Origin of the sequence: Streptomyces chengmaiensis (assembly GCF_029846775.1) — a bacterium.
GTDB lineage: Bacteria > Actinomycetota > Actinomycetes > Streptomycetales > Streptomycetaceae > Streptomyces > Streptomyces chengmaiensis.
In genome coordinates this window covers 87046-103798 of record NZ_JARWBG010000015.1, presented here as the reverse complement: position 1 = coordinate 103798, position 16753 = coordinate 87046, and the positions used below count along the sequence as shown (strand labels likewise).

Sequence of the window (16753 nt, the reverse complement as noted above, 5' to 3'; positions counted from 1 at the left end):
TGCGGTATCGTCTGCCGACCCATGGCTGAACGAGGAGCGTGCAAGTGTTCTACCGGACCAGTCTGCAGGCCGCTGCAGCCCTAGCGTCCATATCTCTGCTGGCCGGATGCGGTCTGTTCGGGGACGAAGACTCCGGCGACGGCGAAAAGATCATCGTCGGCACCACAAGTGAACCGACGACCCTCGACCCGGCTGCCGCCTGGGACGGATCGTGGGAGCTGTTCCGCAACGTCTACCAGACGCTGCTCAGCTTCCCGACCGGCAGCAGCGCTCCGCAGCCCGACGCCGCCGAGGGGTGCCGCTTCACGGACGCCTCCAACAAGGTCTTCCAGTGCACGCTGCGCCCGGGGCTGACCTTCTCCAACGGCGACGCGCTGGACGCCGCGGCCGTCAAGCACTCCATCGACCGGATCAGGACGATCGACGTGGAGGGTGGCCCCAACGGCCTCCTCGGCTCCCTCGCCTCCATCGAGACGACCGGTCAGGAGACGATCACTTTCCGGCTCAAGGCCGCCGACGCGACCTTCCCCTTCATCCTGGCCACGCCCGCGATGTCGCTGGTACCGCCCTCCGAGTACCCGGCAGACCAGCTCCGCGAAGACGGCAAGCTCACCGGATCCGGCCCCTATGTGCTGTCCGAGTACAAGAAGGGCGAAAAGGCGGAACTGGTCAAGAACGCCAAGTACCAGGGCTTTGCCAACATGCAGAACGACGGCGTCTCGATCCGCTACTTCCAGGAGTCGGACGTCCTGGTGGAGGCGCTGAAGAAGAAGGAGATCGACGCGATCTACCGCGGTCTTCCTTCCAGCCGGGTGGTCGAGATCCAGGAGGGGCAGGAGGGGACGGAGCACCTCCAGCTGGTCGAGACGGTCGGTGCGGACATCCGCTACCTCGTCTTCAACTCGAAGGATCCGATGGCGGGCAAGCTCGCCGTGCGGCGCGCCATCGCACAGGTGGTGAACAGGGACACCCTCGTCGCCAACGTCTACCAGGGCACGGCCGAGCCGCTGTACTCCATGGTCCCCAAGGGCATCTCCGGCCACACCACCGAGTTCTTCGACCGCTTCGGAGAGCCCGACGTCAAGAAGGCCAAGGAGATCCTCGAGGAGGAGGGCATCACCGAGCCGGTGCCGCTGACCTTCTGGTACACCACCGACCGTTACGGTTCGGCCACCAAGGCGGAGTTCGAGGAGCTCAAGCGGCAGCTCGACGCCTCCGGTCTGTTCGAGATCACGATTCAGGGCAAGCCGGAGAAGGACTTCCAGAAGGGCTACAAGGCGGGTGAGTACCCCGTCTTCGGCCGTGGCTGGTTCCCCGACTTCCCGGACCCCGACAACTTCATCGCCCCGTTCGTCGGCGAGAACAACGTGCTCAGCACCCCGTACGAGAACGCGGAGATCACCGAGCAGCTGCTGCCGCAGTCCCGGCGGGAGAGCGACCGGGGAGCGGTGACCAAGCAGTTCGAGAGGGCGCAGGAGATCCTCGTCGACGACGTGCGGCTGCTGCCGCTGTGGCAGGGCAAGCTGTATGTGGCCGCGAGCGAGGAGATCGGCGGCGGCGAGCGCGCCCTCGACCCGCAGACGGTCATGCAGATGTGGGAGCTGTACCGCAAGGCCAGCTGGTAGGCCGACGCCGTCTCCACGGCCCCGTGGGACCGGGCAGCCGCCCGGTCCCACGGGGCCGTTGTCAGTGGTCCCCGGTAGGTTCTGTGAAGCAAGAACACGGATCGCGAACTGATCCCATACCGGAGGTTGTTGACGTGACCGACACCGCCATGCTGCCCGAGTCCTGGCGCGGCGTCCTCGACGAAGAGCTGCAGAAGCCCTACTTCAAGGAGCTGACGGAGTTCGTCGAGGAGGAGCGCGCCAGGGGGCCGGTCTACCCGCCGCGCGAGGAGGTCTTCGCCGCCCTGGAGGCCACGCCCTACGAGCAGGTCAAGGTGTTGATCCTCGGCCAGGACCCGTACCACGGGGAAGGGCAGGGGCACGGTCTGTGCTTCTCCGTGCGGCCCGGTGTCAAGGTCCCGCCGTCGCTGCGCAACATCTACAAGGAGATGCACGAGGAGCTCGGGCACCCCATCCCCGACAACGGCTATCTGATGCCGTGGGCCCGCCAGGGGGTCCTGCTGCTCAACGCCGTGCTCACGGTCCGCGCGGGCGAGGCGAACTCCCACAAGGGCAAGGGATGGGAGAAGGTGACGGACGCCGTGATCCGCGCCGTCGCCGAGCGGCCCGACCCGGCGGTCTTCGTGCTGTGGGGGAACTACGCGCAGAAGAAGCTGCCGCTGATCGACCAGGAGCGCCATGTGGTCGTCAAGGGCGCGCACCCCTCGCCGCTGTCCGCGAAGAAGTTCTTCGGGTCCCGGCCCTTCACCCGGATCAATGAGGCGGTCGCAGCCCAGGGGCACGCGCCGATCGACTGGCGGATCCCGGATCTGGGCTGAGAGGATCGGCGCGAGGGAGGTGCAGGCCCCGTGGCAGAGCAGCGGCAGGCGTCGGGGGACGCCATGATGACCCGGATCGGGCAGGCGGTGATGCTGCTGCACGGCGGCGACCGGGAAGAGGCACGCAACCGCTTCGCCGCTCTCTGGGGCGAGATCGGCCAGGAAGGGGACCCCCTGCACCGGTGCACCCTCGCGCACTACATGGCCGACGCCCAGGACGACCCCGGCGATGAGCTGGCCTGGGATCTGCGGGCGCTGTCGGCGGCGGAAGGGCTCGGCGATGAGCGGCTCGCCCGGCACGAGGAGACGCTGGCGGTGAGATCCCTGTACCCGTCGCTCCACCTCAATCTCGCCGCCGACTACCTGAAGCTGCACCGGCCGGAGGCCGCGCGCGTCCATCTCGACCGGGCGCGGGCGGCGACGGACTCCCTGGGGGACGACGGGTACGGGGACGGGGTGCGGGCGGCCATCGCGCGGCTGGAGAGCCGGCTGGCCTGAAGGGGCCCGGCCCCAGGGCCCGAGCCTCCGACCCGGGCCCGGTCGGAGGGCCCTCGCTCCTGGGACTTCCCCGGCCGCCTCTCCCCGGGCTCCGTCCGCAGCTGCCGCCGGAAGCGCGCCCCTTCAAGGGGCTGCGTCCCAGGCCCCTGCCTCCTGGGCCGGGGAGCTCGAGGGCGTGGCCTTCAGGAGGTGCGGCGGCTCAGTCTCCGGCCGCCTGCTTGCAGATCACCGCCTGGGGGCTGTCCGTCGGCCACCCCCCGTACTCCTCGCCCAGCGCACAGACGTCGGGCCGTACGGCGGGCACGGGCAGCGCCGTATCTGCGGGGCCGGCGAGCGACGGGGACGCGGGTGCGGGCCGCCAGGACGGTGTCGCCGTGCCGGGCCGCGGTCGCGGCGCGGCCTCCGGGGTCGGCCGTGGCTGCTGCCGTACGGGCGGCTGGGCGGCTCCGGCGGGGTGTCGCCGCGACCGCGGGGCGGCGTCCGCGGAGCCGGGAGCGGCGGCCTTGGACGTCCGCGGCGAGGCGGCGCCGTCGGATGCGGGGTCGCCGGCCGGCGGATTGCCGGCCGGCGGGTCACCGGGCGGTCGGCGCAGGACCTCGCGGCCCGGCCCCTGCACGATCTGCGGTGTCACGGCCTGTGCCGAGGGCGGGGCCTGTCGGGCCGGCGGCGGAACGGGCCCCGTCTCCACGGCCACACACCCCGACGCGGCCGCACAGGCGATGACCCCGGCCAGCGCGTGTAACGCGGTTCGGGTCTCATGCACCCGCGCAACTCTGCTGCGTGCCGGGTGTCCTCTCAGGCATACGGCCGTCGAATGGCCCGCACGGGTGACGCCGCCGGGCTCGTGGACCGGTCAGTCGCCGGTCGAGCCGTCGACGCATTCGCGCAGCAGGTCGGCGTGGCCGTTGTGGCGGGCATACTCCTCGATCATGTGGGTGAGGATCCAGCGCAGGTTGTACGACTCGCCCGCGCGCGATGTGCGTGCCGCCAGGTCGTCCAGCGAGCGGTCCGCCGCCAGCTCCCTCGCCCGCGTGATCTCCGCCTGCCAGGTCGCCCGAGCCTCCTCCCAGGTGTCCTCCTCGGCGGGGTGGAAGTCCCCGTCCCGGTCCGCGTCGTCGTAGTACAGCGGCGGCGCCTCTTCGCCCGCCAGCGTCCGCCGGAACCAGCCGCGCTCCACCTCCGCCATGTGCCGTACGAGTCCGAGGAGGGAGAGGTCCGAGGGCGGCACGGACGCGGTGCGCAGCTGTTCGTCGGTCAGGCCGGCGCACTTCCTCTCCAGGGTCTCGCGGTGGAACTCCAGCCAGCCCTCCAGCATCGCGCGTTCGCCGGCGGTGGTGGAGGGCTCGGTGCGCTCAGGTGTGGTCGTCATGGCGGACATCATCGATCAACGCACTGCCGCACGCCACGGTTTATCGGCTCGGCTGTGGGTCCTCGCCCAGCATGCCGCGCAGCAGTTCGCCGAAGCCGGTCCGCAGCTCGGCCCGCGAGGGCACGGCCGCGTGATACGAGCCGGCGGCGCACGAGAACATCAGCCCTTCGCACCAGGCGACCAGAGACAGCGCGTGCCGCTCCGGCTCGGCGGAGCCGGCCGCCGCCATCAAGGCTCTCAGGGGTTCCCGGAAGCGGCTGCCGGTCGCGTCGTAGAACGAGCGGAGCTCCGGACGCCGGGTCGCCTCCAGGGCCAGCTCATAGCGGCAGACGAGCAGGGGGCGGTGGTCGGTCAGATAGCGGTGCAGAGCCAGGGCGAGGGCGTCGGTCAGCCCGTCGAGCCCGTCACCGGGGACCGGCAGCTCCTGCGGGGCCAGCGCGGCGGCCTCGCGGTCGGCGAGCCTGCGCACCGCCGTCTGGAGCAGGGCCTGCCGGGTGCGGGCGTGGTTGGACGTCGACCCCTGGGGGAGTCCCGCCTTCGCGTCGACGGCCCGGTGGGTCAGCCCCCGCATGCCGCGCTCGACGAGCAGCTCCAGCGCTGCGTCGCCGATCAGTTCGGCGCGTGGGCCCGCGCCTGTGGTCCTGGTGCGAGCGGTCATGACGTCAACCTACCGCCTTCACTACACATGTAGTACGTTGATGGCATCACTACAGGTGTAGTCGCCGCTGTGTGAGCACTCCAGGAGGAGCCATGTCCTCGGCCCCGCGCACTCCCGCACGACCCCACACCCCCCGAGCCGTTGTGATCGGCGGCGGCATCGGCGGGCTGACCGCCGCCGTCGCCCTGCGACAGAGCGGCTGGCACACCACCGTCCTGGAACGGGCCGACAGCCTCGAACCGGTCGGCGCGGGCATCGGCCTCGCCCCCAACTCCCAGCGCGCCCTCGACGTCGTCGGACTGGGCGACGCCGTCCGCGCCCTGGCCACCTGGCACGGCGACGGCGGCCTGCGCACCCCGAGCGGACGCTGGCTCTCCCGCACGGACAGCCGCGCCGCCGCGGAACGCTTCGGCGGCCCCCTCGTTCCGCTGCACCGCGCCACGCTCATCGAGCACCTCGCCGCCCGGCTGCCCTCCGACGCCCTGCTTCTGGGCACGTCCGCCGTCCTCGCGGACCCGGGCGACCCCGCAGGCCGCCCGGCACGCGTCACCACCACCCGGGGGGACATCGCCGCCGAGCTGGTCGTCGCCGCCGACGGCATCCACTCGGACGCGCGCACCGCGCTCTTCCCCGGCCACCCGGGCCCCCGATACACCGGCGTCACCGCCTGGCGGGTCGTCGTCCCCGCCCTCGACCGTCCCTTCCCGCCCCACGAGACCTGGGGGAGCGGCGCACTGTGGGGCAGCCAGCCCCTCAAGGACGACCGGATCTACGCCTACGCGGCGGCCGCCGCCCCCTCAGGACAGCGGGCCGGCGACGACGAGAAGTCCGAACTGCTGCGCCGCTTCGGCGACTGGCACGACCCGGTTCCCGGCATCATCGCCGCCGCCGACCCCGAACAGGTGCTGCGCAACGACATCTGGCATCAGAAGGATCCGCTGCCCGCCTTCCACCGGGGCCGCACCGCGCTCCTCGGCGACGCCGCCCACGCCATGGCGCCCTTCGCCGGCCAGGGCGGCAACCAGGCCGTCGAGGACGCCGTCGTGCTCGCCCACTGCGCTCCGCCCGACGCCGACCTGGCGGCCGGCCTCGCCGCGTACACCGCCCAGCGGCTGCCCCGCACCACCGCCGTGGTGCGCCTCTCCGCGCGGATCGCCCGCCTGGCCACCCTGTCGAACACACCCGCCGTCGCCGTCCGCAACACCCTGATGGCCGCGGCCTCCCGGCTCGGCCCCGGCCTGGTGCTGCGCACCTTCGACGGGATCGCCGACTGGTGTCCGCCGCAGCCCACGTATGCTGCCGGTGCCGCCGGAGCACCGCCGAAGCGACGGCGAGAACCGTCAGATTGAGGTCGCACACGCGCATCACCGGCGCACAGAGGGAGGACGACGTGAAGGTCGGCTGCATCGGGCTCGGGGACATCGCGCAGAAGGCCTATCTCCCCGTGCTCTCCACCCTGCCCGGCGTGGAACTGCATCTGCAGACCCGCACCCCGGCGACGCTCGCGCGGATCGGAGACATGCTCCATGTCCCCGCGGAACGCCGCCATGCCGACCTTGCGTCGCTACTCGCCGAGGCGCCGGACGCCGCCTTCGTCCACGCCCCGACCGCCGCGCACGCCGAGATCGTCGGCCGGCTCCTGGACGCCGGGGTGCCCGTCTTCGTCGACAAGCCCCTCGCCTACGAATTCGCCGAATCCCGGCGACTGGCCGACCTGGCCGAACGGCGCGGGGTCAGCCTCGCCGTCGGGTTCAACCGCCGCTTCGCCCCCGCGTACGCCCAGTGCCTGGAGCATCCGCGCGAGCTGATCCTGATGCAGAAGAACCGCGTCGGCCTCCCCGAAGACCCCCGCACGCTCGTCCTCGACGACTTCATCCACGTCGTGGACACCCTGCGCTTCCTGCTGCCGGGGCCCGTCGACCACACCGACGTGCGCGCCCGCGTCCGCGACGGGCTGATGCACCATGTGGTGCTCCAGCTCTCCGGCGACGGATTCACCGCGATCGGCGTGATGAACCGGCTGAGCGGCTCGGCCGAGGAGATCCTCGAGGTGTCCGGCCAGGACACCAAGCGCGAGGTCCGCAATCTCGCGGAGGTCGTCGACCACAAGGGCCAGCCGAGCGTGCGCCGCCGCGGCGACTGGGTTCCGGTCGCCCGCCAGCGCGGCGTCGAACAGGCCGTGCTCGCCTTCCTCGACGCCGTACGGGCCGGAAAGACCCTCAGTCCCGCGGATGCCCTGAGGACCCACGAGCTGTGCGAACGCGTCGTGCTCCACGCCCTCGAGCAGACGACCTGAACGTACGGGCGCCCGCCGCGGCGCTGAGCGCGGCGAGCACCGCGAGCGCGCCGTACACCGGCCAGTCGCCGAAGCGGACGTACAGCGTGGAGCCCTCGGCCAGCGGGATCTCGTACACGGCGGCCGTGCTCTCCTCGGTGCCCAGCACCCGGCCGATGCGCTCCCCCTCGGCGTCGTACACGGCGCTCGCGCCCGTCAGGGTGGCGTGCACCATGGGACGGCCGGTCTCCGCCGCGCGCAGCGCCGCCAGCGACGCATGCTGCTCGGGCGCCCAACTGCCCTGGAACGTCGACGTCGCCGACTGGGCCACCAGCAACTGCGCGCCGTTGCGCGCCAGCCGCCGGCTCATGTCGGGGAACGCCGTCTCGAAGCAGATCAGCGGACCGATGCGCAGACCGTCGCCGGGCAGCTCCATCACCACGGGCCGGGTGCCGCGCCTGCGGTCCTCGTCCGCCGCCTCGCCCATGGAGGTGACCCACCCCAGCAGCGCACGGGCCGGAACGTATTCGCCGAAGGGCACCAGACGCATCTTGTCGTAGCGGTCCCCGGCCGGACCCTCGGGGCCGACCGGCACACTGCTCTTGAAGATGCCCGGCCGGTCGCCGCGCCGCGCGTCCACATTGACCAGCAGCGGCGCGTCCGCCTCGCGGGAGAGCGCGGCCAGCCGCCCGGCCAGATCGGGACGTCGGCCCAGGTCCGCGCCGACGCTGCTCTCGCCCCAGACCACCAGGTCCATATCGAGGTCCCGGGCGGCCAGCCCGCGGGTCAGCTCCTCGCTGCGGTCGAAGCGCCGCTCGATGCTGGAGAGGCCGTTGACGACGCCCGGCTGGACGACTGCGACGCGCACACGGCCGGAAGGGTCCGGACGCGGCGCCCACAGCCAGGCGGCAGGGACGGCGAGCGCGATGACGAGCAGCCCTGCCAGTGCGGGAAGGCGCGCCGCACGGGCCGTCAACAGCAGCACCAGCGCCGTGTTCACCGCCACGATCAGCAGACTCACCAGCCACACGGAGCCGACGGACGCCAGTGCCAGCGCCGGCTCGACCTGCCACTGGCTCGCCCCCAGCAGGCCCCACGGCCCGCCGAGCCCCTCCCAGGACCGTGCCAGCTCGATCAGCAGCCAGCCGGACGGCACCGCGAGCACGGCCGCGGCCCCTCGCGCGGCGGAGGGTGCGCCGCCCAGCAGCGCCCGCACGAGCCAGCCCCAGGGTGCCCACAGCACGCCCAGCAGCGCCCCCAGGACCACGATGAACACATGCAGATTCGGCGCCAGCCAGTGGTGCATGGCGACCACGAACCCGACGCCGCCGAGCCACCCCTCGAGCGCAGCGCGGCGGCCTGACGGGGCCGTGCGCAGGATCAGCAGCCAGGGCGTCAGCGCCACGCATGCCAGCCACCACAGGGACGGCTCGGGGAAGGCGAGCACCGGCAGGGCGCCGGCGACGAGTGCCGCCCCGTCGCGCGCGAGGGGCGGAGCCGTCGACAGCCGGGAGGTCAGCAGGCGGTTCAGCCGACCGGGCGGACCTTCCCCCGGACCGGCATCCGGGCCGGCATCCGGTCCGGGGGAAGGCCCGGATGCCGGTCCGGGCACCGGACCTGACGCCGGGCCCGGCGGATCGCCGCGTCCCTCCGCCGGGATCCGCATGCCGCGCCTCCTCGTCCCGCGTCCCCGGCCTGCCGGACCGGGACCCGCCAGCAGTGTTCCTTCCAGTGTGGGTGAGACAAACGCGCGCGGGCAGACCGCGCGGGGCGCATCAGCCCTCGTCAGGCCCGAGGCGACCGGTACGCCGCCACTTCTCGTGGATCACTGCGGAGCGCAGCCGCCAGCCGGCCTCGGTGCGTATGAGGGAGAAGGCGTACCGGCCGCCCGAGGTGAAGTCCTCACCGGAGTCCAGGCGCATCGGATTGAGATAGTCGGCCTGCACGTCGGCCGAGTCCCCCGGGTAGCCGCCGAGGTCCTGGAGCCGCACCCGCCGGTTGACGATCAGATGCTGGCGAACCGGAAAGACCCGCAGAGTCTGCGCCAGCCAGTCGGCCACATCGTCCGCCGGGCCCTCGATCCCACCGGAACTGCGGTAGTCGGCGCGGCCTGCCCGCGCGAACAGAGCCCGGTAGGCGTCCCAGTCGCCGTCGTCCACCGCAGCCGCATAGCGGGAGACCACGTCGTCGACGGCGAGCCGGTGCATCACGGTCGTGAGATCCACACGCTGCGTCATCGGCTCAGTGTCGGCCACCGCGCGGACTGCGCCAAGGGTCCGCGCGAGGATGGCGGGTCCGAGCTTCGCGCCGGAGCGGCGACCGTCGTCTTCGCGGGGGGCCGCGGACCCGGGGGGCGCGGCCCGTCAGCTGTGCTTGACGGCGCGCAGCACGACGAACTTGGGGTCGCCGGCGACCGTCTCGCAGTTGCCGAAGAGCCGGCGCAGCCGGACGTGATAGCCGAGGTGGCGGTTGCCGACGACCCACAGTTCACCGCCCGGGCGCAGCGCGCGCCGTGCGCCGCCGAACATCCGGCGGGCGGTGGCGTCGCTGGTCGCCTGGTGCGAGTGGAACGGCGGATTGTTGAGGACCAGGTCGACGCTGCCGTCGGGGACGTCCGCCATTCCGTCGCCGACGAGGAAGCGGGCCGCGGAACGTCCTCCGGCAGCTGCGGTCTCCTTGACGTTGTCGCGGTAGGTGGCTTCGGCGGAGGCCACGGCGGAGTACGACTCGTCGATGAAGGTCACCTCGGCCTCGGGGTTGGCCAGCGCGGCCGCCGTGCCCACGATGCCGTTGCCGCACCCGAGGTCCACGACCCGCTCGGGGCCGTGCCGCTCCGGCAGCTTGCTCAGGAAGAAGCGCGTGCCGATGTCCAGCCGGTCGGCGCAGAAGACGCCGGCGTGGTTGGTGACCGCGACGCCCGCCAGCCTCCCGGTGTCGGCGGGCAGCCGGTAGCGCAGCGGCCAGGGGCCGGCCGTCCTCGGCAGTGCGGGGTCCGGTGTGCAGAAGATCAGCCGCGCCTTCCTGGCCGCGAGCGACGTCCTGGTCGGGCCGAGGAGCCGCTCGAACAACGCCAGGGTGGAGGTGTGGATCTCGCGGACCATGCCCGTGCCGACGACGACCGTCCCGGCGTGCACGGCGGGCGCCAGCCGGTGCAGCTGGTCCTCCAGCAGTGCGAGGCTCTTGGGCACCCGGATCAGCAGCACGTCGATCCGTTCGGGTGGCGCGTCCCGCGCGGTCAGCAGCCGCGCCGAGGCCGGGCCGATGCCGTTGCGCGCCAGATTCGCCTCGGTCGCCCGGCGGCCGAGGAAGGAGTCGGAGATCTGCACGGGACGGATCCGTCCTGGCCGGCGGCCGGCGAGCGCCACGGTGAGCGCGCCCCAGCGGTCGTCCACGACGACGACCGTGCCGGACAGGTCGACGGGCGGGGCGGCGCCCTCGATGCCGTCCAGGCAACGCAGCAGATACTCGTCGGAGGCGTCCCATGCGCGGAGCGGGTCGCGGGCGTCCTCGGGGAAGCGGGTGAGGTCGAACTCGCCCCATGACGTGGTCAAACGGTTCATCGTGCCCTCAGGCTATCCGAGCGCCCCGACCCGTCGGCCCGGTCGGTCCGACGGGTTGTTCATGCGGCGCTGCGCTCACGCGGCCGGGCTGTTCACGCGTGGGCCGTCGCCAGCTCGCGGGGAGAGGGCGGCGGCCGACCCGCGACCGTGGGACGGTCGCACGCCCGGCTGTGCACGCCGCCGGGCCCGGTCACGCCGCGTCGTAGGCCTCGTGAGGGCCCGCACCGCGCCACTCGATCAGATGCGGGTCGTCGAGGATCATGTCCGCGTCCTCCAGGCCCGCTCGCCGCAGGAACTCGACCAGATCCTTGTCACTGCGGGCGACGCCCACCGTCTCCCCGCGCACGGTGACCCTCCGTCCGCCGCCGGGCGACGGCGGATGGACGACGATGGGCGCGGTCCATGCCATGTCTCCAGGGTGCGCCGGTACGGCCCGACATGCAGCCGCCGGGCTCCGAAGAGCCCGGCGGTCGGCCGGAATGGGGTGCCCGCAAGCTCAGGCCGCGCGACCGGCGGGGGTGCGGGACGCCGCCGCGGCCCACTCCACCACCAGGGCCTCGTACTCCCGCCGACGATCGTCGGGCAGCTGCCCGTCCGCCCACAGTTCGCGGATGCGCGCGTTGAGCTCGGCGGCGGACGGTCTGGCTTCCTTCGTGCGGGGGAGGGTCATGCGGTGGAAAGGGGGCATGCCGCCAGGCTACGGCCTCCGCGACGCGCTCGTCTTCCCCGCGACGGCTGTTCTAATCCCCCGATTCTCCGGCGTGCGGGCTGAGCACATCCGTTCCGACCAGGATGAACAGCACAAGTCCCAAGATCACTCGGTAGATCACAAACGGCATGAAGCTCTTCGTAGTGATGAACTTCATGAACAAACCTATGGCGACTTGTCCCGAGCCGCCGCGACCTGCGCTTTCATCCACCCAGAAAGATCAACTGGGAGAGGGGTGGGAGACGGAGGCGGCTCCCACCCCTCCGGAAGCGCCAAAACGAACCTCTCCCAACGCGCTTGCAGCGACTCCATGATGGCCTTCTCCATCGCCGGAGTCACGTTGGAGTACAGGCCCTCGACACCGGCCAGTTCGTGACCCATGCGCGACTCCGTGGCGATGCGGCTGTGGCCGTCCTCGTCGATCCACTCCTTGTGCCCGTGACGCATCAGGTATTGCCGCTTGCCCTTCCACCGCTCCACGGTCGGCAGCTCGGGGACGGGACGCCGGGAGCCGACGGTCTGCCTCTGCCCGAGGCGAACACGCTCGAACTCCTCCTTCGCCTCACGCCCGTCGGCGAACTTTCTCCAGTAGTGGTACGGGAAGTTCGCGTTGATAAGCGGGCCGTCGTTAATTGAGGTGAACACGCACTCAGACCCACCGCAGGCAATCAGCATCTCCAGCAGCTCCGCCAGGAACCGCGGCACCACGAGCGTGCGCCGGGACTCGTACTTCGGCGGGTACAGGCCGGGCTTCCCGACGCCCTCCTTGCGCTGGTGCTGCCACTGCACGCGGATCGCGGGCATCTCATCGGGACCGTAGCGATCCATGTCCTCCTCGTGCCGCTCCTCCCGGTCTTCCTCCTCTTCGTCGTCCAGCGGGTCGGAGGCAGGCCAGTTGGGGTGGCAGTACTCGGGGCGCAGACCGTAGAGCTCGGCCGGGCGCATGCCGGTCATCGCAAACGTCCATACGTACACGTAGCCGGGAAACCCCCAGAACACGAGTGCATTGCACGCCAGTTGGTGGACGTCCTCGATACGCATGTTCCGCTTCCGCTCGCGCGGCTTCTTCTTGTACTTGCCGCGGCGGTGCTTCTTCTTCTGTACCGGAGACGTCAGTCGCAGGCCGTCATCGACGGCGTCGTCCATCATCATGCTGAAGACGAGCAGGATCTCGCCGCGGTAGCGGCCGCCGATGTGCGGCTGCTCCTTCAGCCAGATCTCCCAGGCCCGGTACAGGGACGGTTTGATGTCGGCCACGGTCATCTCGCCCCAGCGGGGTTCGATGTAGAGCCGGATGATCGACTCGACGTTCCGCTTACGTAGATGGCCGACGTCAAGGGTCTGCTGCCACGTCTTGCAGTACTCGCTCATGAGGACCGCGCCGTCGCGGCGGCTGATGTATCGGTCGTTGCGGATGTCCGACTCGCGGTCGAGGCCGTACTCGAGGGCTTCGTCTTCTGTGTCGAAGCCGCCTTGGCTGTCGTAGATCCAGCGCCCGGTCTCAGGGTTCTTCTTGCCGGTGTTCCAGCGGACGCGGCAGAAGTTGCCGCGCCACTCGATGTAGGGCATCAGGTGTCTATCTTTCTGGGCGGTAGGGTCAGAGCTCGGGCAGTTGAATGAAGCAGATGCGTCGCGGGGTGTGGGACTGCGGGGACTTGGAGGCGGCCCGGAGCCTGGCGTGGAACGGCCTGGATCCCCCCACGACTCGGACTGTCCGCAACGGACACACCAGCACTTGGTGGGTCACGGAAGCCAGGTTGGGGTGACGCGCAGGTTGCCGGGCATGGGAGAACCCGCCCTGGTCCGGGAGTTTTCTCACGTCAGGGCGGGTCCGGCGGAGCGAGCCGACCTATGCGCTCCTTCGTCTGGGAGAAGCAAATGGGGGTGAGGCCGCCGGTCGCGGCATACCCTTAGGGATCGCCTTACGCGGCGGGCTTGAACCGGGCGGTGGCCGGCGTAGCCGGGCCGCTGCCAGTGGACTTACGTGGAGTGGCCTTGCGGCGGCGGGCCTTGGCCAGTGCCGACGGCCGGGTCATCTTGTGATGAATCTCCCGGATTTCGCGGCAGTCCTGGAGGCTGAACCGCAGAAATTTGCCGAAGCGGTGGTGAGGGAAGCCGCGCTGGTTGGCCCCATCTCGTAGCCACCTCTCGCCGCAGCCGATGACGCGGGCCGCCTCCCCTGGGTCGAGCGTCACCTCGCCCTGCTCAAGGGCCCGCATGGCCGCATCGATCACGGCCTTGCGCTCGGCGCCGGTGCGGTTCGTTTCGGGGCTAGTCATGGCACCTCTTCCGTCTGGGCTGTTGGGGTGCTGCGTCAGCTGGGAGGCACCCGGGCATGAAGCGAGCGCAGGAACTCGTACGAACTTGTAGACGGCTGGTCCTCGCGTCTCAGCGCGGAGCGCACCTTAAGCTGCGGCACTGCCGACGCTGTGCTGCAGCGATGATGTCGAGTCGGTTCCCGGTGTGTGTCAAGTCCTCATGGGTGGTGCTCCGGTTCGCCTATCAAGACTTACTCTGAAAGCCTAACGAATGGCGTATTGACTCGTCAATCAGATCTTCTGTCCTTCGGGGCGAGTCGCTGCTAACTTACCCAGTCGATCGCTATTGGCCTCCTGTTGAATCCCTCGGCTCCTGAATCTCTGTAGCTCGCCATGCATGTGAGCCTCGGTCGCATGCTGATGGGCACGGCGCGCCGTGGAGTGACCTTTGGGGTCTATGTGATCGCGCCATGTTCCGGGGGTTCGCCGAGGGGCTTCGCGGGGGCGCGGGGGAGCGGCGGGCGATGTCCTGGCGCACGGTGTGGCGACTGACACGCGCCGGCCGCCCACCGCTCGTCTGACCCGCCCGGGCCCCCGTAGGTGCACGTCAGTCGACGGCGGCGCTCCGTTCGCGAAAACTTGAAGATCGACGTTGCCGCTGGCCGTCCCCTGGACTGGCTCGTCAGCTACACCAAGTCCACGAGGGCCTGCTGGCATCGAGTACCCCGGCGGCACCACCGGTGCCGCTCTGGTCCAGAACGCCGGGCCTACGGCCAGGACTTGTGTGGAGCGGGGCGCCGAAGGTCGACGACACACGTGGTCACGGTCTGGACGCGGGCTGACCCTCACTGCGGTCGGCGTGCCAGCCCACCGGTCACAGCCGGCGAACCGGACAGGAACCGCGCGGATCCGGCCGGGCCGGCCGGAGCTTCACGCCACGGCGGTGGAGATGCCATAGCGTCCACGTCATGGCGAGGACATTGCGGCTCGCTGTCGCGCAGAGCACTGTGCCGGAGGATCCCACCGACCGAGGCGCGCTGCGAGCGGCCGGGGAGGAGATCCGGGCCCTGATGGCTGAGGCCGCCGACGCGGGCGCGCGCCTGGTGCAGTTCCCTGAGGGATCGATCACCTACCCGAGCAAGCACCTGATGGCGGTCGGCCCGGACGGTGGGTTGGCCCCGGCCGACTGGAGCCGTGCCGCCTGGGACGTCCTGCGCGAAGAAGCCGAGTCGATCGCCGCGCTGGCGGGGGAACTGCGACTGTGGACGGCGTTCGGGTCGATCCATCCGCTCACACCGCCGAACCGGCCCCACAACAGCCTCTTCGTCGTCTCCGACCGCGGCGAGCTGGTCGCGCGATACGACAAACGCTTCCTGTCGCACACCGAGGTCTCCTACCTGTACACCCCGGGGCGCGAGCCTGTGGTCTTCGAGGTGGACGGCATCCGCATCGGCTGCGTGCTGTGCGTCGAGGCGAACTTCCCGCCGCTCTTCGCCGAATACGAGCGCCTGGACGTCGACTGTGTCCTGCTTTCCGTGATGGTCGACGACGCGCCGCGGGCGCGGGTCGCCCAGGCCTACGGAACGCTGTACAACTACTGGCTCGGCTACTCCGTCCCGGCCCAGTACAGCGCCACAGTGCCGTCCGGGATCGTGGCGCCCGGCGGCCGGTGGCTGGTGCAGTGCCCCGCCGACGGGCAACCCGCCCTCGCGGTCGCGGACATCGACCTCGACTCGGCCGACCCGGGCATCGACGTGGCCCTTCGCTACGCCCGGCCCTGGCGCCGCCTGGCACAGAACGGGCTCTACGACGAACATCTGGTAGCCGGGGACCCGCGAAGCGACACCCGAACGGCCTTCTGAGACCGCCCCGCCCTCCAGAGCCTCTCGGCGCCCGGGACACGGAAACCACCGCCCTCCCGCAGGTCCAGTCCATCCGCTGTCGCACCCTCCTCACCGGAGTCCGCACCGCCGCCAGCTGGCAACTGCGCGCCGCCGGGCACAGTGATGCGCTGGACGCCCTGCGCGGCACTATCGACATCATGACCTCGCTGCTCCAGGCCACCCCTCAATGGGCGCTCACCGCCGTCCCGTACGGCAGCCCGCACCGCCCGCGCTCACGCGCGCGCCACCCCGGCCGACCAGGACGTGCCCTCGATGTACTGGATCACCGAGGGCGTTATGCGGTCTGTCAACCTGTTCCAGCGCGAGAGTGTCTCAAGGCTGCGTTGCTGCTTGGCCGCGTGACGGGGCCGTGGACCAGGCAGCAACGGGCGGGCTGTCAGGGGCGGGTGGCGACGATGGCCTCGGTGCGTACGACTTCGTTGACTACGCCATCGGGGTTGAGCTCGGTGAGGGCCCGACGCAGATCGCGTTCGAAGTCGTCCTTGTCGTCGCCGAGTTGGGCGAGACTGGAGTAGCTGTAGGAAAACTGCAGACCGATGACCTCGTCCAGGGTGCGGGTGACGATGCGGTCCCATCGGGCGGTTTCGACGTTGGAGAATGGGGAGCGGGCGAGGAAGTCCTGGTGGCGTTCCTTGGGGTGGGAGTAGGTGCCTGATCCGGCCCGTCGCTCGGGGCCGAGGTAGCGGGTGCGGACGTCGGCGATGACCTGGAGCCAGGGGGCGGGCTCGATGTCGCCGGGGGCGCCGCTGGAGGCCCCGGAGCGGGCGGCAATCCCGCACTGAGCCCCACCGGCGTCGACACAGCAGCCAAGTTCCAGAAGATGAACCAGACCTGACACCATGGGACCGGCTCGGCTCGCCTGGCGCCGGGTACGGATTCAACTCCGCGACTGATGAGGTGCACGCTCGTCGCCGACGTTTTCCTGTACCTGGTGGTGATCGCCGAGATGCAGGGTGGCGACCTCGGTGCAGAGGACAAGCGAAAGATCGAGAAGAACGCGGCTCGCGTCTACACCGCTGGTCCCAACGGCACGCTGCTGCGGACCAGCGAAGAGTAGGAACACGGCGGGTGGGTGCCGT

General features: G+C 70.9%; 18 protein-coding genes and 2 pseudogenes. 8 read left to right on the top strand and 12 right to left on the bottom strand.

The genetic code is table 11. The annotated features are described in order from the left end of the window. Window positions 1-44 precede the first annotated feature (44 nt). From QCN29_RS15380 to QCN29_RS15370, 3 genes are all read left to right on the top strand, one after another. Entirely contained in the window at window positions 45-1625 is a 1581-nt protein-coding gene (locus QCN29_RS15380; RefSeq protein ID WP_279928586.1) for an ABC transporter substrate-binding protein, read from the top strand. Between the two features lie 134 nt (window positions 1626-1759). Next, window positions 1760-2443: a uracil-DNA glycosylase gene (locus QCN29_RS15375; protein ID WP_240136255.1), complete on the top strand. Its 684-nt coding sequence runs from the start codon at window positions 1760-1762 to the stop codon at window positions 2441-2443. 30 nt (window positions 2444-2473) lie between these two features. After that, on the top strand, window positions 2474-2941 hold the full coding sequence (locus tag QCN29_RS15370) for a hypothetical protein (RefSeq protein WP_279928585.1): 468 nt from the start codon (window positions 2474-2476) through the stop codon (window positions 2939-2941). A gap of 199 nt (window positions 2942-3140) precedes the next feature. Here QCN29_RS15370 and QCN29_RS15365 read toward each other — a convergent pair whose 3' ends face one another. The 3 genes from QCN29_RS15365 to QCN29_RS15355 all read right to left on the bottom strand — a co-directional run bounded on the left by QCN29_RS15365 (window position 3141) and on the right by QCN29_RS15355 (window position 4968). Then, window positions 3141-3704, bottom strand: coding sequence for a hypothetical protein (locus tag QCN29_RS15365; protein ID WP_279928584.1), 564 nt, complete (start codon window positions 3702-3704; stop codon window positions 3141-3143). Between the two features lie 90 nt (window positions 3705-3794). Continuing rightward, entirely contained in the window at window positions 3795-4310 is a 516-nt protein-coding gene (locus QCN29_RS15360) for a DinB family protein (protein WP_279928583.1), read from the bottom strand. 40 nt (window positions 4311-4350) lie between these two features. Continuing rightward, a complete protein-coding gene (locus tag QCN29_RS15355) occupies window positions 4351-4968 on the bottom strand; it encodes a TetR/AcrR family transcriptional regulator (protein WP_279928581.1) in 618 nt (205 codons plus the stop codon). A 92-nt stretch (window positions 4969-5060) separates the two neighbouring features. On the opposite strand from QCN29_RS15355, the gene QCN29_RS15350 reads away from it, so the two are divergent. Both QCN29_RS15350 and QCN29_RS15345 read left to right on the top strand, forming a co-directional pair. Next, window positions 5061-6317: an FAD-dependent monooxygenase gene (locus tag QCN29_RS15350; protein ID WP_279928579.1), complete on the top strand. Its 1257-nt coding sequence runs from the start codon at window positions 5061-5063 to the stop codon at window positions 6315-6317. A 41-nt stretch (window positions 6318-6358) separates the two neighbouring features. After that, window positions 6359-7264 carry a Gfo/Idh/MocA family protein gene (locus QCN29_RS15345; RefSeq protein WP_279928626.1) on the top strand — a complete coding sequence of 302 codons (906 nt, stop codon included), beginning with the start codon at window positions 6359-6361 and terminating at the stop codon, window positions 7262-7264. Here QCN29_RS15345 and lnt read toward each other — a convergent pair. From lnt to QCN29_RS15305, 8 genes and pseudogenes are all read right to left on the bottom strand, one after another. Next, window positions 7188-8909, bottom strand: a complete 1722-nt coding sequence (gene lnt / locus QCN29_RS15340) for an apolipoprotein N-acyltransferase (RefSeq protein WP_279928578.1) — start codon at window positions 8907-8909, stop codon at window positions 7188-7190. The two genes, QCN29_RS15345 and lnt, sit on opposite strands and share 77 nt — an antisense overlap. Before the next feature lie 109 nt (window positions 8910-9018). Continuing rightward, the gene (locus QCN29_RS15335; protein WP_279928577.1) at window positions 9019-9480 is read right to left on the bottom strand and encodes a nuclear transport factor 2 family protein; all 462 of its coding nucleotides are present in this window, start codon (window positions 9478-9480) and stop codon (window positions 9019-9021) included. A 126-nt stretch (window positions 9481-9606) separates the two neighbouring features. After that, window positions 9607-10803: a methyltransferase gene (locus QCN29_RS15330; RefSeq protein WP_279928576.1), complete on the bottom strand. Its 1197-nt coding sequence runs from the start codon at window positions 10801-10803 to the stop codon at window positions 9607-9609. A gap of 190 nt (window positions 10804-10993) precedes the next feature. Then, on the bottom strand, window positions 10994-11212 hold the full coding sequence (locus tag QCN29_RS15325) for a hypothetical protein (protein ID WP_240136267.1): 219 nt from the start codon (window positions 11210-11212) through the stop codon (window positions 10994-10996). A gap of 87 nt (window positions 11213-11299) precedes the next feature. Beyond that, the gene (locus QCN29_RS15320; protein WP_279928636.1) at window positions 11300-11491 is read right to left on the bottom strand and encodes a hypothetical protein; all 192 of its coding nucleotides are present in this window, start codon (window positions 11489-11491) and stop codon (window positions 11300-11302) included. Between the two features lie 52 nt (window positions 11492-11543). Beyond that, window positions 11544-11681 (bottom strand): annotated as a pseudogene (locus QCN29_RS15315) (undecaprenyl-diphosphatase); the annotation flags it as partial. After that, complete coding sequence (locus QCN29_RS15310; protein WP_279928574.1) at window positions 11678-13081, bottom strand: integrase; 1404 nt, start codon at window positions 13079-13081, stop codon at window positions 11678-11680. The pseudogene QCN29_RS15315 and the gene QCN29_RS15310, both read right to left, overlap by 4 nt. Window positions 13082-13434: 353 nt before the next feature. Then, window positions 13435-13791, bottom strand: coding sequence for a hypothetical protein (locus tag QCN29_RS15305; RefSeq protein ID WP_279928573.1), 357 nt, complete (start codon window positions 13789-13791; stop codon window positions 13435-13437). Between the two features lie 449 nt (window positions 13792-14240). Here QCN29_RS15305 and QCN29_RS15300 point away from each other — a divergent pair. Further along, window positions 14241-14351 (top strand): annotated as a pseudogene (locus QCN29_RS15300) (glycosyltransferase family 2 protein); the annotation flags it as partial. Between the two features lie 387 nt (window positions 14352-14738). Next, on the top strand, window positions 14739-15632 hold the full coding sequence (locus QCN29_RS15295; protein WP_279928572.1) for a carbon-nitrogen hydrolase family protein: 894 nt from the start codon (window positions 14739-14741) through the stop codon (window positions 15630-15632). Window positions 15633-16050: 418 nt separating this feature from the next. Here the strand turns inward: QCN29_RS15295 and QCN29_RS15290 are convergent, their stop codons facing one another. Next, window positions 16051-16515: a hypothetical protein gene (locus tag QCN29_RS15290; protein WP_279928569.1), complete on the bottom strand. Its 465-nt coding sequence runs from the start codon at window positions 16513-16515 to the stop codon at window positions 16051-16053. A gap of 51 nt (window positions 16516-16566) precedes the next feature. On the opposite strand from QCN29_RS15290, the gene QCN29_RS15285 reads away from it, so the two are divergent. After that, window positions 16567-16731: a nucleoside triphosphate pyrophosphohydrolase family protein gene (locus QCN29_RS15285; protein ID WP_279928567.1), complete on the top strand. Its 165-nt coding sequence runs from the start codon at window positions 16567-16569 to the stop codon at window positions 16729-16731. Window positions 16732-16753: the final 22 nt, after the last annotated feature.

Coding starts and splice junctions, on each gene's coding strand:
- QCN29_RS15305 (WP_279928573.1), bottom strand. CDS start 13,791: ATGACTAGCCCCGAAACGAACCGCACCGGCGCCGAGCGCAAGGCCGTG.
- lnt (WP_279928578.1), bottom strand. CDS start 8,909: ATGCGGATCCCGGCGGAGGGACGCGGCGATCCGCCGGGCCCGGCGTCA.
- QCN29_RS15285 (WP_279928567.1), top strand. CDS start 16,567: ATGAGGTGCACGCTCGTCGCCGACGTTTTCCTGTACCTGGTGGTGATC.
- QCN29_RS15320 (WP_279928636.1), bottom strand. CDS start 11,491: ATGCCCCCTTTCCACCGCATGACCCTCCCCCGCACGAAGGAAGCCAGA.
- QCN29_RS15290 (WP_279928569.1), bottom strand. CDS start 16,515: ATGGTGTCAGGTCTGGTTCATCTTCTGGAACTTGGCTGCTGTGTCGAC.
- QCN29_RS15355 (WP_279928581.1), bottom strand. CDS start 4,968: ATGACCGCTCGCACCAGGACCACAGGCGCGGGCCCACGCGCCGAACTG.
- QCN29_RS15295 (WP_279928572.1), top strand. CDS start 14,739: ATGGCGAGGACATTGCGGCTCGCTGTCGCGCAGAGCACTGTGCCGGAG.
- QCN29_RS15330 (WP_279928576.1), bottom strand. CDS start 10,803: ATGAACCGTTTGACCACGTCATGGGGCGAGTTCGACCTCACCCGCTTC.
- QCN29_RS15310 (WP_279928574.1), bottom strand. CDS start 13,081: ATGCCCTACATCGAGTGGCGCGGCAACTTCTGCCGCGTCCGCTGGAAC.
- QCN29_RS15335 (WP_279928577.1), bottom strand. CDS start 9,480: ATGACGCAGCGTGTGGATCTCACGACCGTGATGCACCGGCTCGCCGTC.
- QCN29_RS15325 (WP_240136267.1), bottom strand. CDS start 11,212: ATGGCATGGACCGCGCCCATCGTCGTCCATCCGCCGTCGCCCGGCGGC.
- QCN29_RS15350 (WP_279928579.1), top strand. CDS start 5,061: ATGTCCTCGGCCCCGCGCACTCCCGCACGACCCCACACCCCCCGAGCC.
- QCN29_RS15360 (WP_279928583.1), bottom strand. CDS start 4,310: ATGACGACCACACCTGAGCGCACCGAGCCCTCCACCACCGCCGGCGAA.